16 protein-coding genes are annotated in these 17,441 nt (G+C 66.3%); 9 read left to right on the top strand and 7 right to left on the bottom strand.

What is annotated here, in order from left to right:
• Positions 1–19 precede the first annotated feature (19 nt).
• Both GSQ79_RS09685 and GSQ79_RS09680 read right to left on the bottom strand, forming a co-directional pair.
• Positions 20–1,390, bottom strand: a complete 1,371-nt coding sequence (locus GSQ79_RS09685; protein ID WP_158808512.1) for a sensor histidine kinase KdpD — start codon at positions 1,388–1,390, stop codon at positions 20–22.
• The gene (locus tag GSQ79_RS09680) at positions 1,383–2,060 is read right to left on the bottom strand and encodes a response regulator transcription factor (RefSeq protein ID WP_158808511.1); all 678 of its coding nucleotides are present in this window, start codon (positions 2,058–2,060) and stop codon (positions 1,383–1,385) included. The genes GSQ79_RS09685 and GSQ79_RS09680 overlap by 8 nt, the downstream gene beginning before the upstream one ends.
• Before the next feature lie 201 nt (positions 2,061–2,261).
• Here GSQ79_RS09680 and GSQ79_RS09675 point away from each other — a divergent pair, with 201 nt between their 5' ends.
• A complete protein-coding gene (locus tag GSQ79_RS09675) occupies positions 2,262–2,519 on the top strand; it encodes a hypothetical protein (protein WP_158808510.1) in 258 nt (85 codons plus the stop codon).
• A gap of 139 nt (positions 2,520–2,658) precedes the next feature.
• Here the strand turns inward: GSQ79_RS09675 and zwf are convergent, their stop codons facing one another.
• Entirely contained in the window at positions 2,659–4,194 is a 1,536-nt protein-coding gene (gene zwf / locus GSQ79_RS09670; protein ID WP_158808509.1) for a glucose-6-phosphate dehydrogenase, read from the bottom strand.
• A gap of 363 nt (positions 4,195–4,557) precedes the next feature.
• On the opposite strand from zwf, the gene GSQ79_RS09665 reads away from it, so the two are divergent.
• Together GSQ79_RS09665 and GSQ79_RS09660 are read left to right on the top strand one after the other, a co-directional pair.
• Positions 4,558–5,823 carry an MFS transporter gene (locus GSQ79_RS09665; protein WP_158808508.1) on the top strand — a complete coding sequence of 422 codons (1,266 nt, stop codon included), beginning with the start codon at positions 4,558–4,560 and terminating at the stop codon, positions 5,821–5,823.
• A gap of 249 nt (positions 5,824–6,072) precedes the next feature.
• Positions 6,073–7,014, top strand: coding sequence for a glyoxylate/hydroxypyruvate reductase A (locus tag GSQ79_RS09660; RefSeq protein ID WP_158808507.1), 942 nt, complete (start codon positions 6,073–6,075; stop codon positions 7,012–7,014).
• Here the strand turns inward: GSQ79_RS09660 and GSQ79_RS09655 are convergent.
• Positions 7,011–7,667 (bottom strand): glutathione S-transferase, encoded by a 657-nt coding sequence (locus tag GSQ79_RS09655; protein WP_158808514.1) that lies wholly within the window; start codon positions 7,665–7,667, stop codon positions 7,011–7,013. The genes GSQ79_RS09660 and GSQ79_RS09655 overlap by 4 nt on opposite strands.
• Positions 7,668–7,821: 154 nt before the next feature.
• Between GSQ79_RS09655 and GSQ79_RS09650 the strand changes: the two genes are divergently transcribed.
• The 5 genes from GSQ79_RS09650 to GSQ79_RS09630 all read left to right on the top strand — a co-directional run bounded on the left by GSQ79_RS09650 (position 7,822) and on the right by GSQ79_RS09630 (position 14,335).
• A complete protein-coding gene (locus GSQ79_RS09650; RefSeq protein ID WP_174243187.1) occupies positions 7,822–8,385 on the top strand; it encodes a TetR/AcrR family transcriptional regulator in 564 nt (187 codons plus the stop codon).
• Positions 8,386–8,547: 162 nt separating this feature from the next.
• Complete coding sequence (locus GSQ79_RS09645; RefSeq protein ID WP_158808505.1) at positions 8,548–10,512, top strand: PAS domain-containing sensor histidine kinase; 1,965 nt, start codon at positions 8,548–8,550, stop codon at positions 10,510–10,512.
• Between the two features lie 33 nt (positions 10,513–10,545).
• Positions 10,546–11,697 (top strand): winged helix-turn-helix domain-containing protein, encoded by a 1,152-nt coding sequence (locus GSQ79_RS09640; RefSeq protein WP_158808504.1) that lies wholly within the window; start codon positions 10,546–10,548, stop codon positions 11,695–11,697.
• A gap of 126 nt (positions 11,698–11,823) precedes the next feature.
• The gene (locus tag GSQ79_RS09635; protein ID WP_158808503.1) at positions 11,824–12,558 is read left to right on the top strand and encodes an ABC transporter substrate-binding protein; all 735 of its coding nucleotides are present in this window, start codon (positions 11,824–11,826) and stop codon (positions 12,556–12,558) included.
• A gap of 73 nt (positions 12,559–12,631) precedes the next feature.
• Positions 12,632–14,335, top strand: a complete 1,704-nt coding sequence (locus GSQ79_RS09630) for a methyl-accepting chemotaxis protein (protein WP_158808502.1) — start codon at positions 12,632–12,634, stop codon at positions 14,333–14,335.
• 125 nt (positions 14,336–14,460) lie between these two features.
• Here the strand turns inward: GSQ79_RS09630 and GSQ79_RS09625 are convergent, their stop codons facing one another.
• Positions 14,461–14,628 (bottom strand): hypothetical protein, encoded by a 168-nt coding sequence (locus GSQ79_RS09625; RefSeq protein ID WP_158808501.1) that lies wholly within the window; start codon positions 14,626–14,628, stop codon positions 14,461–14,463.
• A 102-nt stretch (positions 14,629–14,730) separates the two neighbouring features.
• Here GSQ79_RS09625 and GSQ79_RS09620 point away from each other — a divergent pair, with 102 nt between their 5' ends.
• Positions 14,731–16,155 carry an MFS transporter gene (locus GSQ79_RS09620; protein ID WP_246725228.1) on the top strand — a complete coding sequence of 475 codons (1,425 nt, stop codon included), beginning with the start codon at positions 14,731–14,733 and terminating at the stop codon, positions 16,153–16,155.
• A 219-nt stretch (positions 16,156–16,374) separates the two neighbouring features.
• Here GSQ79_RS09620 and GSQ79_RS09615 read toward each other — a convergent pair whose 3' ends face one another.
• Together GSQ79_RS09615 and GSQ79_RS09610 are read right to left on the bottom strand one after the other, a co-directional pair.
• The gene (locus GSQ79_RS09615) at positions 16,375–16,704 is read right to left on the bottom strand and encodes a BrnT family toxin (protein WP_158808500.1); all 330 of its coding nucleotides are present in this window, start codon (positions 16,702–16,704) and stop codon (positions 16,375–16,377) included.
• Positions 16,705–16,768: 64 nt separating this feature from the next.
• Positions 16,769–17,440, bottom strand: a complete 672-nt coding sequence (locus tag GSQ79_RS09610; protein ID WP_158808499.1) for an RlmE family RNA methyltransferase — start codon at positions 17,438–17,440, stop codon at positions 16,769–16,771.
• Position 17,441 lies beyond the last annotated feature (1 nt).

The following is a 17,441-nucleotide window of genomic DNA, read 5'->3' as shown; positions in this document are numbered from 1 at the left end:
GCCGACCATCGCGTCCCGGTCAGCGGATGTCGCGCGACATCGTGACGACCGTGCCATGGGGGAGACCGTCCTGCATGGCGACGCGAAAGCCGTGCAACTCGGCGATGGCGAAAACCAGGCTCAAGCCGAGCCCGGTGCCGGACTCGTGGCGGCTCTTGTCGAGCCGGTAAAACCGTTTGGCGACGTTGTCGCGCTCGTGCGCCGGGATGCCCTGTCCCTGATCGGCGACGGACACCGCGATCGTTTCGGCATCGGATCGCGCGGCGACCGTGACAGAACTTCCGGCGGACGAGAACTTGATGGCGTTGTCGATGAGATTGTTCAAAACTTCCGCCAAAAGGTCCGCATCGCCCCGCATCGGAAGCGCGGCCGGGACATCGAGCGTCAGGCCGATGCCCCGGGAGTCCGCGAGCGGTTCGTAGAAATCGACGGCGTCCCGACATACCAGGGCAAGATCGAGCATGCGAAACCCCGCGCGCCTCTGGCCGTTCTGGATCTCCGCGAGCCGCAGCAGCGCCGAGATCGTTCTGAAGGCGCGATCCAGCTCGGTCAGCGAAATCGCCATCGTCGACCGCAGCGCCGGGGCATCCGCGTCGCTGGCCAGGGCCCGTTCGATCCGCGTCCGGGCGATCGACAACGGCGTGCGCAGATCATGGGCGATATTGTCGCCGACGCCCTTCACCTCCGCCAGCAGGCTGCCTAGCATGTCCAGCATGCGGTTCACGTCGGCGGCGAGGCGATCGAGATCGTCCCGTCGCCGGCTCACGGGCACACGCTCGTCGAGCGCGCCTTCCATGATCCTGGCGAAGGTCCGCTGGATGAGCTTGAGACGGGCCGCCTGCCTGGCATTGGCATAGAGTCCATAGCCGAGCGACACCAGCAGGAGCCCGGCGAGACCGAACAGGACCATGTCGAACAAGGCCCGGCGGAGGTCGCCGATCTCCGAGAGAGTCCGCCCCATGACGAGGATCGTGCCATCGGACCGCCGCGTGCCGGACACCAGCGCCGTCAGCGGGTTCGATGACAACGGCGCTCCCGTGATCATCCCTTCGGCCAGAACGATGCCATGGACTTTTCCATCGAGGGTCAGGTTTGTGGGAAGCGCGTTGAGATTGCCGGCGATCGGCGTGCCGTCGGCCTCGAAGAGCCCCGCGACGGAATACAAAAGCAGGCCGTTGCGCAGCCAACTCTGCAGATCCTTGCGGATTCGGTCGCGGTTCCCCTCGAGCACCGCCGCCGTTTCGTCGGCGACGATGATCTCGCGGCGCGTCTCGATGGTGTTCGAAATGCTGCGGTAGGTCACGCCGACGCCCACCAGCGTCGACACGCTCACCGCTGCGGCGAACGTCAGCGCAAGGCGAAACGGCGAGGGCCGCAGCAGGTCAAGCATTGGAGCGCAGCATGAAACCCACGCCGGGGACGTTCTTGATCATGGCGAATTCATCGGCGCCATCGATCTTGCGGCGCAGCTTTCCCACGTGAACGTCCACCAGATTGGTTTGGGGCACGAAGCGGTAGGCCCAGACGTCCTCGAGCAGCATGGCCCGCGTCAGCGCGAGATCCGGCCGCTGCATCATGTATTCGAGTAGTTTGAACTCCCTCGGCAGCAGCTCGATGGCGCGCTCGCCGCGGCGCGCCTCCCGCGTGATCAGGTCGAGTTCCAGCGGCCCGACGCGCAACGTGGTCTTCGGCAGGTCCACGGGTCTGCGAAGCAAGGCCTCCACGCGGGCCGCGAGTTCGTCGACCGCGAAAGGCTTCGTGAGGTAGTCGTCGCCGCCGGCCTTCAGGCCCTTGATCCGGTCGTCGACCGACGACAGGGCGCTCAGGACCAGCGCGGGAATGCGGTTTCCCTCGGCGCGCAGCGCCGCGATCATGGACAGGCCATCCAGACCCGGCAGCATCCGGTCGACGATCATCGCATCGATCTGCGCTTCGCCGATAGTCTCGGCGGCCTCCGCGGCCGATGCCGCATGACGCACGTGATAGCCTCGATCGACGAGGTCCGCGCCGATCTCGGCCGCCATCGCGGCCTCGTCCTCGACGATCAATATGGTCTTCATTCAGGCTTCCCGACGCCGCGACGCAGCCAGCATAACAGACATGAATTCCGGCCGGCATGTCATAAAAGTTCTTTTAATAGACGGTCTTCGGCCAGGCGATTATCTCCCGAAGTAAGCTGAAGTCAAAACAAGAATCGGGTCGGCCCGACCACGGGTTCACCAGATGAATCGTTTTGACACCAACTGAACTATGGAGCCATCATGCGCAAAATGAATACGATTTATGCTTCCGCATCCTTGATTTTGCTTGCCTTCGCGGCGACGCCTGCGGATGCGCAGACGTCGAACGGCGTGGCGTCGCAGCGCACGGCCCGCCTCCGGGCGTTCCAGGCCTATGCGGCCCCGGCAGGACGCGATCCCTCGGAGCTTCGCATCACCAACTCCACGCGGAGCCTGGACGATGGCAGCGCGTCCTGGAAGGGCGCCGGCCCGTTCGGTGGCAGCCCCAACGGCGGCTGATCTACCCCGCTTCCATCGCCGCGGTTCGCTCGCTGCGGATCTGCGGCAGCGGGGGCGACGTCTGACCGACGCCGCCTCCGATCCCGTCATCTGGCACTTCGCGCTCGGTAGCGCGCTGGCGCCGGTTGGCCGGCCGCCCTCACTTCGGTCGCAGGTCGCGCCAGACGTGGCCGCCATCATCGGCGAGCAGCGCGTCGGCCCCCGCCGGCCCCGCCGCCCCCGAGGCATAAAGCTCCGGTTCGCCGCCGGCAGCCCAGCCGTCGAGCACCGGCTGCACCACGCGCCAGGCGTTCTCCACCATGTCGGCGCGGTTGAACAGCGTGGCATCACCGATCATCACGTCGTAGAGCAGCGTTTCGTAGCCGATGTTCGGCTCGTGGGCGAAAAAGTCCTTGTAGGCGAAATCCATGCGCACGCCGGCCAGCGCCACGTCGGGGCCCGGCCGCTTGACGTCGAAATGCAGCGAAATGCCTTCCTCCGGCTGGATATGCAGAACAAGCCAATTCGCCGCGGTGGCATCCACCGCGGTGGTCTGGAAGGACGACAGCGGCGCCGGCTTGAAGCGGATGGCGATCTCCGTCAGCCGATCCGTCATGTGTTTGCCGGTGCGCAGGTAGAACGGCACGCCGGCCCAGCGCCAGCTGTCGATCTCGACGCGCAGCGCGACATAGGTCTCTACCGCCGACTGTGGGCCGACGTCCGGTTCCTCGCGGTAGGCCTTTGACGGCACGCCTTTCACCGTGCCGGCGGCATATTGACCGCGCACCGCATCGGTAACTTTCAGCGCCGGCATTGCGGCGAACACATCGGCCTTGCGGTTGCGGATGCCGGTGGCGTCGAAGGTGGTCGGCGGCTCCATCGCCACCATGGCGAGCAGCGTGAACAGGTGGTTCGGCACCATGTCGCGCAGGGCGCCGGTCTGTTCGTAGAATTTGCCGCGCGCTTCGACACCGACGACCTCGGAGGCGGTGATCTGCACGTGGTCGATGCGGTCGCGGTTCCAGATCGGCTCGAACATGCCGTTGGCGAAGCGGAACGCCATGATCGACTGCACCGTCTCCTTGCCGAGGAAATGATCGATGCGGAAGATCTGGTCCTCGGCGAGCGTCTCCAGCAGGCTGGCGTTGAGCGCGCGGGCCGATGTGACGTCATGGCCGAAGGGTTTTTCCACCACCACGCGGCGCCAGAATTTTCCGTCCTCCTGCTTGGTCAGGCCGGCCTGCCCCAGCTGCGCCGCGACGGGCGCGAAAAACCGATCGCCGATGGCGAAATAGAAGATGACGTTGCCCTGGCCGAAGCCGGCCTTGTCGAGCGCCGCGCCGAGCGCGTGATAGAGGTCCGGCTTGGTGATGTCGCCGCGGACATAGTCCATGCGGCTGGCGAGGCCCTGCCACACCGCGTCGTCGATATGGTCGACGTCGAACTCCGACGAAGCGTTGCCGACGAAGCTGTCGAGCATGGTGCGCAGGTGCTTGGCCCAGCCCGCCGCGTCGCCCTCGGCGAGATCGACGCCGATCAGCGCGATTTTCTCCGGCAGGATCTTTTCGCAGCCGAGGTTGTAGATCGCCGGCACGACCAGCCGCTTCGTCAGGTCGCCGAAGGCACCGAAGATGACGATGGCGCAGGGTTCTGGGGTCTTGGCCTTGGGCGGTTCCGTCGTGGCTGTCTGCGTCATCGATCTCTCCTGTACAGGAATGCCGATCTAGCCAATCGGCCGTACCCTTTACAAGCACGTCGCGGAGACGTGAGGCGGGGAATCGATCCTTGCCAGCGCCGGCCTCAAGACGACCGCTGCGACGCGCGAGCGTCGTTCGAACCGGCGCATAGCAGCCCTTCCACAGACGCAACCAATCCGGCTCGACCTCAAATCTTTTTCCTATTAGGAAATAAATCGAGATTGCCGCTTGATGTCGAGTGGGACCAAACCATCGAAAGCGGGGACTTCAATGAGTGTTGCTGCGCGAGACGGGCGACGCCCGCTGACCGTGACGGACGACGTCGTCGGCCCCGCTCGAACCTGTGCCGCCGGAGGCCCGCGATGATCCACGTCGACCTTCCGGAGATCACGCCCCTCGACGCGGCGGCCGCGGCCAAAGGGCAGCCGGACGCCGCGACGCCCACGTCACATCCGAATCTGATCTTTCTGGCGCTTGCGATGGGCGGCTTCGCGATCGGCACGACGGAATTCGCGGCGATGAGCCTGCTTCCGGCCTTCGCGCCGGATCTTGGGATCGACAATCCCACGGCCGGTCACGTGATCAGCGTCTATGCCCTCGGCGTCGTCGTCGGCGCCCCCGTCATCACGGTCCTGGCCGCCAAAATTGCGCGGCGGACGCTTCTCGTCGGCCTGATGCTCGTGTTCGCGCTCGGCAACGGGCTCTCCGCGCTTGCGCCGAGCTACCATTGGATGCTGGCGTTCCGCTTCCTTGCCGGTCTGCCGCATGGCGCCTACTTCGGCGTGGCCACGCTGGTTGCCGCTTCGCTCGTCCCGCGTGCGCAGCGCTCCCAGGCCGTGTCCCGCGTCATCGCAGGCCTGACCGTCGCGACGATCGTTGGCGTTCCTCTGGCCAACGGCATCGGACAGGGCGTCGGCTGGCGCTGGAGCTTTGGCCTCGTCGCCTTGCTCGCGGTGGCGACGGCGACGCTGGTGCGCCTCTACGCCCCCCTCGGCCTCCCCGCCGCCGGCGCCAGCGCCTTGCGCGAACTCGGCGCCCTCAAGCGCGGACAGGTCTGGCTGACCCTGGCGACAGGGGCGATCGGCTGGGGCGGCATGTTCGCGGTCTACACCTATCTCGCCTCGACGATGCTGGGGGTGACTCACGCGGCGCCGGCGTCGATCCCGCTGGTGCTGGCCTGTTTCGGCATCGGCCTCACCCTCGGCAATTCCGTGTGTGCCTGGGCTGCCGACCGCGCGTTGATGCCGGCTGCCGGCGCGACCTTGTTGTGGAGCGCGGGCAGCCTTGCGCTTTACCCCTTCGCCGTCGGCAGCCTGTGGACGCTGGCGCCGGTGGTGTTCCTGATCGGCTGCGGCGGCGGCCTCGCGACGATCCTGCAAACCCGCCTGATGGATGTCGCCGAAGACGCACAGACGCTCGCCGCCGCCCTCAACCACTCGGCGTTCAATGTCGCCAACGCGCTTGGCGCCTGGCTGGCCGGTCTTGCCCTCGTGGCCGGATACCCGTTGCCCGCGACGGGGTGGGTCGGCGTCGGCTTGGCGCTCGTCGGTTTCGCGTTCTGGGCGACGTCGCTGCTCACGGAGCGCCGGGGGCGCGACCGCGGAGCGCACCCCGCGCCGGCGATCTGAGGCGCAAAGGTGACCGGCGGCCTCCGCGTTGGCGACGGCATACTCGTTGTCACAGGAATGTTTGACGTCACACAGAAACGTCGACCTCCCGATTGTGGCACAGGTCTCCAGGCGATTTGCTTTGTGATGCCGTTCGGAAACGACCTTATTTGGCGTACCCCATACGACGCCCGATGAGGTCTCGAACGTCGCGGATCGACGGCCACCCATGCTATAGCGTCCTGCCTCTGCCCTGAAGCCACGGACGCCATGCCCCCGCCCATCGCCTTCACCGGCCGCCTCGATGCGGCGGACGAGTCCCTCTGGCTCGCCACCCTCAGAACCGCGCTGCCCGAGGCCGAGATCCGTCCCTTGCGCGAGCTCGCCGCCACCGCCTGCGCGGCGGTCGATATTGCCATCGTCGCCAATCCCGATCCTGCCGAGCTCGCGCGTCTGCCGAACCTGGCATGGATTCACAGCCTCTGGGCCGGCGCGGAGCGGCTGGTCGCGGAGCTCGGCGACCGCGTGCCGATCGTGCGCCTGGTCGATCCCGATCTCGCGCGGGTGATGGGCGAGGCGGTGCTGGCCTGGACCTATTTTCTGTCCCGCGACATGCCGGCCTATGCGCAGGCGCAACGCGCGCATCGCTGGGTGCCCCGTCCCTATCGATCGCCGTCCACCACGCCGGTCGGGCTGCTGGGCCTCGGCACCCTCGGCCAGGTGGCCGCACGCCGCCTCGGCGAGGCCGGCTTTCCGGTGATCGGCTGGAGCCGCACCGCGAAGACGATCGATGGTGTCGAAACCGTTTGCGGCGACACCGGTCTCGCCGCCTTGCTCGCCCGTGCGACAATCACCGTCTGCCTGCTGCCGCTGACGCCGGACACGCGCGGCCTGCTTGACGCCGCCCGGCTCGCCCTGATGCCACGGGGCGCCGCGCTGATCAACTTCGCCCGCGGCCCGATCGTTGACACGCGCGCCCTCTGCGCCGCGCTCGATACCGGGGCTTTGTCGCATGCGGTGCTGGACGTCTTCGACAATGAGCCGCTCGAAGCCACGTCGCCGTTGTGGGACCATCCGGCGATCAGCGTGCTCCCGCATGTTTCCGCGCCGACCAATCCGGAGACGGCGGCGGCGATCGTCGCCGGCAACATCCGGCGCTTTTGGGCCTCAGGCACGCTGCCCGGGACGGTGGATATCGCGCGCGGCTATTAGGCGGCCGCCGCGACCGGCTTCGACATCGCCACCCGGTTCTTGACGCTGGGACGCTCCTGCATCGTCGCGTACCACGCCTGCAGCGCGTCGCACGCGTCCGGGAGCGGCAGATCCACGAGGCCCGCGAAGATCAGGCCGCCGATCACGGTGATGTCGGCCATCGAAAACGTCTCGCCGACGACGAACGGCTGGGTGCGCAAGATGCCGTCGAAATAGTGCATGCCGCGCAGCGCCTTGTCGCGCTGGTGCAGCCCCCAGTCGGCGTTCTGGTAGATCTCGACGTCTGGCCCGAGCCCTGGCGTGGCGTGATGGAAATAGACGCTCACCGGATCGAGCAGCTCCAGCTCCGCCCGTTTGGTCATCATGTGGATGAGGCCTTTTTCGCGCGGCGTCGTTCCGGTGAGGGTCGGCGCGCCATCGAGCGTGTCGAGATATTCGGTGATCGCCGTGCATTCGGCGATCAAAGTGCCGTCGTCGAGTTCGAGCACCGGCAGCGTCCCGGAATAGTTCTTGGCGCGAAACGCGGGCGTCTTGTGTTCGCCCTTCCAGAGATGGACCCGCTCGAACCGCGTGCGCGATTGCAGGCCCTTCTCGGCCAGCGCGATGCGGACGCGCGCGGGATAGGGTCCCGTCGGCCAGTCGTAGATCGTCATCATCGGCTGCGTGTCCGCGATAAACGGGGTGCTGTTCGCGCTCATGACTTGCTCTCCCTACCTAACGTTTGGTAGGTAAACGTTAGGGCTGATGAGGCAGGCGGTCAATCTCTGCATTTCGTTCAGGCGCACAGACAGCAATGAGGACGTGACGGTGGGTTCAAACGCTCGGGAGAAGATTCTCGCTTCGGCCAGAACGATCGCGCAGGCGCATGGCTACGGCGGCCTGAATTTCCGCGATCTCGCGGAGGCCGTGGGCATCAAGGCCGCGAGCATCTATCATTATTTTCCGGGCAAGGCCGAGCTCGGCGCGGCGGTCGCGCGCCGGTATTGGGAAGACTCCGCGGCAGCCCTGGAGGCCTTGGCGAGCGACGGCGCCGATCCGCGCGGCGCGCTTCGCCGCTATCCCGAGACCTTCCGCAAAGCGTTGGCGAGCGACAACCGCATCTGCCTCTGCAGCTTCATGGCCGCCGAATACGACGATCTGCCGGACGGGGTAATGTCGGAGGTCCAAACCTTCGCCGACGTCAACGTGGCATGGCTGAGCAAGACGCTGGCCGCATCGGGTCTGGTCCAGGCCGCGGACAGCGACGCTCGGGCACGCGCCATCTTCGCGGCGATCGCCGGGGCGCAGCTGATGGCGCGGAGCCGCGCCGACATCGGGATCTACGACGCTCTCATCGATGGTTACCGCGCCGCCGGGCTGCTGCCGGCATAAACAGGGAAGCGAGCTCCTGTGAGATGACAGCGACACGAGAGGATGGTACCTCGCCCGACATGCGGGCCGAACCCATTCTCGCCGTCCTTCCAGACGACCTTGTCCTTTGCAACGCCGCGCCCCGCGGGAGAGCGTCCTGCGCTGCCGGACGCCGCGTGGTCCATGGCTGAGGCGCCCAAGAGTTCCGACGCCATGCCTCATCGCGCGGAAGACGGTCTCGATCGCCGCGCCGAAGCCCGCGTGCGCGATCAGATGTGGCAGGTCAGCCAGGACATGCTGGGTGTGGCCGACACCCAGGGCGTGTGGATCGGCATCAACCCCGCGTGGACGCGCATCCTCGGATGGTCGGCGGACGCGATCATCGGCCAGACGTCGGAGTGGATGGGGCACCCGGCCGACCGCCGAAAGGTCCGCGTCGAACTCGCGAGCCTCGTCGGCGGGATGAAAACCAAGGCCTTCGAGAGCCGGCTACGCGCCCAGGACGGCAGCTATCGCATCTTCAGCTGGACCGCCGTTCCGGTCGAGGGCCTGATCTACTGCGTGGCGCGCGACGTGACCTCGGAACGCGAGCGCGATGTCGCGCTGCGCGATGCCGGCGACTTTGCCCGCCTCGCCCTCTCCGCAGTGAGCGGCGTCGGGGTCTGGACCTACGATATCGCCAGCGACCGCTTCTTCTGCGATGCCGGGATTTCGGACCTCTATGGCCTCGATCCGGTCCGCGCCGCCGCCGGCATCCTGCGCGTCGAGTTTCTCGCCAACGTCCATCCCGACGACGTCCCGGCCCTGCGGGCGACGATGTCCGGCGGCCTGAACAGATCCGGCGATCTCGAGCTGGAATACCGCATCCGGCATCCCGACGGGTCGGTCCGCTGGGTGCAGTCGCGCGGCCACACCTACTTCGATCCCGACGGCACGCCGCGCCGCCGCACCGGCGTCGGTATCGACGTGACGCAGCAGCGCCGTCTCGAGGAGCAGCTGCGGCAGAGCCAGAAGATGGAGGCGGTGGGCCAGCTCATCGGCGGGGTGGCGCATGATTTCAACAATCTGCTGACCGTCATCCAATCTTCCGTCGACCTCTTGAAGCGGCCGAACCTCGCCGAGGCGCGGCGCGCGCGTTACATCGACGCGATCTCCGACACCACCACCCGGGCCGCCAAGCTGACCGGCCAGCTCCTCGCCTTCGCCCGCCAGCAGCCTCTGCAGCCCGAGGTCTTCGACGTCGCGCAGAGCGTGCTGGCACTCGGCGACATGGTGGCCACGCTGACCGGCTCGCGCATCACGGTCGAAACCCGCGTCCCCGATCACGCCTGTCTGGTGAACGCCGACGCGAGCCAGTTCGACACCGCGCTGGTCAACGTGGTGGTCAACGCCCGCGACGCGATGGACGGCGCCGGCGTCCTCACCATCGTCGTCGGCGCCACCGCCGAAATCCCCGCGATGCGCACGCATCCGCCGATCCCGGGCGAGTACGTGACCGTCACCATCACCGATACCGGCTCGGGCATCGGGCCGGGCGATCTCGATCGCATCTTCGAGCCCTTCTTCACCACCAAGGGCGTCGGCCACGGCACCGGCCTGGGGCTCTCCCAGGTCTTCGGCTTCGTCAAGCAATCCGGGGGTGAGGTGGCCGTCGACAGCACCGTCGGCGTCAGCACGACCTTCACCTTGTACCTGCCGCGCGTGCAAGACGCGGTGCTCGTGCTCGCCGACGACGCCGACGAGGCGCCGCTCGTCGACGGCCACGGCACCTGCGTGCTCGTGGTCGAAGACAATGCCGATGTCGGGGCCTTTGCGACGCAGACACTCGAGGAACTCGGCTACGTCACCGTCCTCGCCGCGGATGCCGAGGCGGCGCTCGCCATGCTGGCGACCGGTTCCGGGCGTTTCGACGTGGTGTTTTCCGATATCGTGATGCCGGGGATGAACGGCATCGAACTCGGCCAGGAAATCCGCCGCCGTCATCCCGGTCTCGCAGTGGTGCTGACCTCTGGCTACAGCCACGTGCTGGCGCAGAACGGCACCTTCGGTTTCGAGCTGCTGCAAAAGCCCTATTCGATCGAGCAGCTGTCGCGCGTGCTGCAGAAGGCGGCGCACTGGCGGCGCCGGATGCGGGCCGGCCATGCGTAGCGCGGCGCCGCGCCATCGCGGGTTTGGCGCCTGATGCCGAAGCGGCCAGGCGGCCCGGCTTCGCTCACCCGGGCTGACGCCAGACACATCTGGCTGCACGCGCAGGGGCTGGACGTATCCGCCCCATTCGGCACAGGCGCCGCGGCGACTCCGGCTGCGGTACGTCATCTCGGCTACGTGCAGATCGACACGATCGCCGTCATCGAGCGCTGCCATCACCACATCCTGTGGACGCGCATTCCCGATTATCGGCGCGAACATCTGCAGCAGGCGCAGAGCGTCGACAAGCAGGTCTTTGAATACTGGACCCATGCGCTGTCCTATGTGCCGAGCGAGGACTTCCGCTTCTTCATGCCCGCGATGAAACGCCACAAGGCGGCGCCGAAAACCTGGTTCGGCATGGTGACGCCGGCGGATCTGAGAAAAGTCATCAAGCGCATCCGCGACGACGGCCCGCTGACGATCCGCGACATCGACGACGACGTGCTCGTCGACAAGCACCATCCCTGGGCAAGCCGGAAACCGTCGAAGCGGGCGCTGCAGCGCGCCTTCTACGACGGCGACCTGACGATCGGCGCCCGCGCCGGCATGCTGAAGACCTACGAGCTGACGTCGCGCCACTTCGGCTGGGACAAGCCGCCGCGGCCGGCCACAGACCGGCAGATCGCGGACCACCAGCTCGACCGGGCGCTGCGCTCGCAGGGACTCGTCAGCCTCGAGTCGGTCTGCCACCTCGAGCCCTCCCGCAAGCCGGCGATCCGCGCCGCGATCGAGGCGCGGCTGCGGCGCAAGACGCTCGTCGCCGTGGCGCTCGCCGGCAGCAAAACCGAACACTGGGCCCAACCCGAAACGCTCGAGCAGACCCCGGCGCAAGCCGGCCCAACCGTGCATCTGCTCTCGCCCTTCGACCCTCTGGTGATCCAGCGCAAGCGGCTGGCCCTGTTCTTCGGCTACGACCATCGGTTCGAGGCCTACGTGCCCAAGGCCAAGCGCCTGTTCGGCTATTTTGCTTTGCCCGTGCTGATCGGCGACCGCGTCGCCGCGGTGCTCGACCTGAAGGCGGATCGGGCGAGCGGCACGCTCCTCGTCCAGCAATGGAGCGGGGTCGGCGCGGGCTCGGCGGCGGACAAGGCGGCGATCGAAGCGGCCCTGGACCGATTTTCGGCGTTTCAGTTCGCGCGATAGGCGATGCCGCCCTAGCCGGAACGCCCGGCCCATCCGCCTTTCGCCCTGTTCTTCCTGGCATTTCGTCGGCAGGTACAACAATCTTCATGGTTCGCTGCGATCATTCCGCAACCGGGAGGACACGCGGTGCGCACGACATTGATCACTTTTCTTGCCATGGCCGTTCTCGGCACGCAGGCGCATGCCGCCATCATTGCGGTGCCGGTCAACATTGCGCCCTGGGCCTTGACGCCGGACCTTCCGGCCGGGCAGCGCGGCATTTACGCCGATCTGGCGGATGCCGTCGCGGCGCGCGCCAAAACACGGATCACCGTCACGTTCGTGCCCTATGGGCGGATGCTGGAGGGGGTCCGGTCCGGCGAGTTCGACTATGCGTTCAGCATCGTCAGCCAAGGCAAGGCCGCAGCGGCCCCGTTCACGGTCATCATCGCGAAAGCCCCGATGATCGCGGTCGCGCGGAAAGGGCTTTCGCTCAAGACCCTCGCCGACATGCATCACTTTGCCGAGGTCGGCCAGCTGCGCGGCGGAAGCTGCGGTGCCGAGATCGACGACGATCCGGCGATCCACCGCGTCAGCCAGGACTCTTATGAGCTGGGCATCCGCAAACTCGCGGCCGGCCGGCTCGACGGCTGGTGCAGCATCAAGGCCGGCTTCATCTACACGCTCGACAAGACCGACATGGCCGCCAAGATCGGAGACCAGCTGGACTACGGCGAGGTCCAGGTCGGCATGCAGGTGACCCGCGCCAAGCTCGACACGGCCGAGACGAAGGACGTGCGGGCCGTCATCGAGGGCCTGCTGGCCGATGGCACCGTCGGCCGCATCTTCAGCCGCTATGTCGGAAAGCCCTACACGCCTTGAACGCCGTACTTGTACGACCCCTGCCTCCTGCGCTGGCCACCCCCAGCCCAACGAATAAGTGAAAGATGTGGTGATGCGGATCACTTTGCAGCTTCGAGCGGCGGTCCTCGTGTGTATCGCGGTGTTGTCGATCGTCGTCGGCAAAAGCCTTCTCGAGCTCCGATCGCACACGACGGAACGCGAAGACGCCACGGCGTCGCGGCTCGCCACGATCACCAAGATGCAGGCGAGCGCTCTGGCGCGGCCGCTCTGGGATTTCGACCTGGATCAGGTCAAGGCGATCCTCGGGACCTTTCGCGACGAAGGCGACTTCGTCAGCGCAACGGTCGTCGGCGTCGATGGCAAGACCGTGGCCGACCGAACGGCCGCCAATCACGGCGGCGCTCCTTCCGCGGCCGATGACGCCATGACGTTCCACGTGCCCATCGTCTTCACGGACAGGGCGCGGCGCGAACCGCTCGGGCAGTTGCGCGTCGTCTTTTCGAAGGAGGCGTTGCATGCGGCCTTCGTGTCCGACGTCGTCCAGCAGCTGGAAGCGACGGCGGCCGCGGCGATGGGCACGCTTCTCGCCGTTCTCGTCTGCCTCCGTCTGATCGCGCAAAAGCTCAAAACGCTTTTCGCCGTGATGGAGCAACTCACCGCGGGCGACTTGGCCGTCGTCGTGCCGGAACTGGGCCGGCAGGACGAGATCGGCGCCATCGCCGGCGCCATCGCGCTGTTCAAGGACGCGGCCATCGAAAAGCAGCGTATGGAGCAGGCAAATCGCGACGCCTCGGCAGAACAAGCCGCCGTGGTCGATGCGCTGGCCTTTGGCCTGGCGCAGCTCGCCAGCGGCAACCTGACCTGCACGCTCCACAAGTCGTTCGGGGCGCAATACGAACGACTCGCCACCGATTTCAATCTTGCCGTGAGCCAGCTTCGCAACGCGATGGGCAAGATCACGGACAACACCCAGGCCATCTTCGCCGGGAGTCACGAAATCACGTTGGCCGCCGACGATCTCTGTCTGCGCACCCAGCATCACGCGGCCTCCCTGGAGGAAACCTCGTCGTCGATGCATTTGATGTCCCGCAACGTCAAGCAGACGTCGACCGGTGCGATCCAGGCGCGGCAGCTCGTCAGCGACGTCAAGACGGAAGCGGAACATTCCAGCGCCGTCGTCACCCATGCGGTCGAAGCGATGGGCCGGATTACGACGGCGTCCAAGGAGATTGCCCAGATTGTCCAGGTGATCGATGGGCTGACCGCACGCACCAACCTTCTGGCGCTGAATGCCACCATCGAGGCGGCGCGCGCGGGCGAAGCGGGCCTCGGGTTCTCCGTCGTGGCGATGGAAGTGCGGGTCCTGGCGCGCCAGTGTTCCAGCGCCGCCGACAAGATCAAGGCGCTGATATCCGCCTCGACCGCCGAGGTGCAGAACGGGGTCGCGTTGGTCGGCGAGACGGGCGTCGCCCTGGCCAAGATCGTCACCATGATCGCCGCGGTCGATGCCGTCGTGCAGGATATTTCCGACGCCGCGCGCGATCAGGCGGATGGCCTCGCCGAAATCAGCATCGCGATCGGCCAGATGGACGATGTGACCCAACGAAACGCCGCGATGATCGAAGAGGTGACGGCCTCCGCGCACGGCCTCAACCGCGAGATGGAGAGCCTGACCGGCATGGTCGGCCGCTTCCGCATCGACGACCCCAACGCGCACGATCGCGAACGCGAAAACGCGGTCCGCGCGCGGCGGACCAGGGCCTCGGCCGATCGCCGGGAGGGCGCGGCGGCATAGAGCGCTTTCCGCTTTGGTGGAATCACCAAAGCGATCAGAAATCGCTCTCTTCTCAAAAAGTTGGAGCATTTTCTCGATCACAAAAGTCTGCAACTTTTGTGGAAAATGCTCTAGCGGCGGTAGCGTCAGCTGTCCTTGGCCCGCGGCAACGGGATCGTCGTGCTGACCCGATCCATGCGGACAGGCTCGATGGCGTCGTCGGGATCGCTGCCATCCGGGACCGGCATCGTGGCCGCCCGCGCTTTCAATTCGTCAGCCGTGTAGCGCACGATAGGCTCGTTCTTCCTCGCCATAAGACCTCCTTTTTAGATGACATCCGTCCTTCCGCGGTTCAAATCTCTGCCGCGCGTCGCACGGAGGCCGCGTCTGGACAAGCCCGCCCGGAGAATGCCTTGCTGCCGCGCTATGCCCTGACCGCCATGATCGTCGCCTGCGCGCTGTTCATGGAGAACCTCGACGGCACGGTCATCGCCACCTCGCTGCCGGCGATCGCGCTCGACCTGCACGAAGACCCGATCGCGCTCAAACTGGCGCTGACCTCCTACCTCCTGTCACTCGCCGTGTTCATCCCCGCCAGCGGCTGGGTCGCCGACAAGTTCGGCACGCGCACGGTGTTTCGCGCGGCCATCGTCGTCTTCACCGTGGGATCGGTGCTCTGCGGCCTCTCCAACTCGCTCACCGGCTTCGTGCTCGCCCGCATTTTTCAGGGCATCGGCGGCGCGATGATGGTGCCGGTCGGGCGGCTGCTGCTGCTGCGCTCGGTCGAGCGCTACAATCTCGTGCGGGCGATGGCCTACCTCACCCTGCCCGCCCTGCTCGGTCCGATGATCGGGCCGCCGATCGGCGGCTTCATCACCACCTATTTCCACTGGCGCTACATCTTTTGGATCAACGTGCCGATCGGTGTTTTGGGGGTCACGCTGGTGACCCTCTGCATCCAGGATATCCGTGAAGCGCACGTGCCGCGGCTCGACATTCCCGGCTTCTTCCTCTCTGCGATCGGCCTGTCGTGCCTGGTCTTCGGCCTCACCATTCTGGGCCGCGGGTTTCTGCCGGCCTGGGAGACGGGGGTTCTCATGGCATTCGGGGCTGCCGTGCTGGGCCTCTACGTCTGGCACGCCGGCCGGGTCGAGGCACCGATCATCGACCTGTCACTTTTGAAGATTCCGACGTTTCGCGTCAGCGTCACCGGGGGCTCGCTGTTTCGCATCGGCGTCGGCGCCGTGCCGCTGCTGCTGCCCTTGATGCTGCAGCTCGGCTTCGGCATGAGCCCGTTGCGCTCCGGCCTCATCACCTTCGTCGCGGCGGCCGGCGCCATGGCGATGAAAGCGACGGCGCAGCCGATCATCGGCCTCATCGGCTTCCGCCGCATTTTGGTTTTCAACGCCGTCATCGGCGCCGCCTTCATCGCGGTGAACGGCCTGCTGTCGCCGGCCACGCCGATCGCTCTCATCCTCGGCATCCTGCTGGTCGGCGGCTATTTTCGCTCGCTCGAATTCACCGCCATCAACGCCATCGCCTATGCCGACATCGATCAGGACAATCTCAGTCGCGCCGTGAGCTTCGCCTCGGTGGTGCAGCAGCTGTCGCTGAGCATCGGCGTGGCCATCGGCGCCGGCGTCGTGCAGGTCATGCGTGACAGCCACGGCGGCGGACTTGAACTGAGCGATTTCCACTGGGCCTTCGCCGCCGTCGGCGTCGTGACCGCCCTATCGGCGGTGAGCTTCTTCCGCCTGGCGAAGGATGCCGGAGCCTCGCTGTCGCGGCGCACCGCCCCGGCGGCCCAAGCGGTCGCGGAGGCGAAACCTGGGGCGGCTTAAAGCGCCTTAGAACTTGCCAATGCCGCCTTGGCATCCGTATCTTGACTGCCAACGTCCGCTGCGAGCTTGCGACGCGTTTCCTCCGCCAGTCTGATTGTTCTGCCATGCTGGCCACGCCGAAGCATGGCATTGTCTGCCGGCTGCGCATCCGGATCTGACCGCGCCGCGGCGTGAGCCTCATCGTCGGTCAGGGCCTCGAGATAGGCCCGTTGCTCCGCGCTAAAGCCGCTCGGCTTTGTTTCGTTCGTACTCATCGCGTTCGCTCCTTTCGGCCTTCCGCGCAGAAATCAGATGCGTGATGAGGTCGTCCTTGTCGTCTCCCTCACCGCCAACCGCGATGTAGGTATGCGCGACGTAAAGCAAAATCCCATCCGCGTTGCCGATCAAATAGTATCGATCTTCGTCGTACCCGAATGGCCGGTCGTCGTATTCGATCAATCGATCCGGGTCATCGAAAGCCAAGGCGGCGACCTCGAAAGGCACCTTGTGAAGCTGAAGATTGCGGAGATATTTGCGATCGTCCCAACTGAAACCAGCCGGACGCCTCATTCGCGCAATCATCGACGACCCCGTGCCGGGTCAACAATCAAAATCCGACCGAAAGCTTGGATCGTTAAACCGCCGCCTGTGGATCCCAATCGCCCGCCGGCTCGTCCGGCTCGCGCGACTCGTGCCGCCGCATCGCCCCGCGAAAGCCCTTGGCCAGCACGTAAAGTTCGGCGGAGCCCGCGCGGCTCGCCTCCGGTTTGACGTGATGCACCGAGGCAAAGCTCTTCTTCAGCGTCGCCAGCAATTCGTTCTCGGTGCCGCCCTGAAACACCTTGGCCAAAAACGTCCCGCCCTCGCTCAGCACTTCGCAGGCGAAATCGGCGGCGAGTTCGACCATGCCGATGATGCGCAGCTGGTCGGTCTTCTTGTGACCGGTCGTGTTGGCCGCCATGTCGGAAAGCACGACGTCGGCCTGGCCGCCGAGCATTTCTTTCAGCCGATCCGGCGCGCCGGGGTCCAGAAAATCGAGCACTTCGAACTGCACGCCGGCCAGCGGATCGATCGGCAGCAGGTCGATGCCGACGATCTTGCCGCGACCCTTGCCGGCACCGATCTTCTTCGCGGCGATCTGCGACCAGCCGCCGGGCGCGGCGCCGAGGTCGACGATGCGCTGGCCGGGTTTGAGGATGCGATAGCGCTGGTCGATCTCCAGCAGCTTATAGGCCGCGCGCGAGCGATAGCCGTCCTTCTTGGCTGCGGCGACATAGGGGTCGTTGAGCTGGCGCTCCAGCCACATC

The sequence above is a fragment of the Beijerinckia sp. L45 genome, from assembly GCF_009765775.1.
Lineage (GTDB): Bacteria > Pseudomonadota > Alphaproteobacteria > Rhizobiales > Beijerinckiaceae > RH-AL1.
Note: the sequence above shows the minus strand (reverse complement) of the source record. Positions and strands in the feature narration are given on the sequence as shown.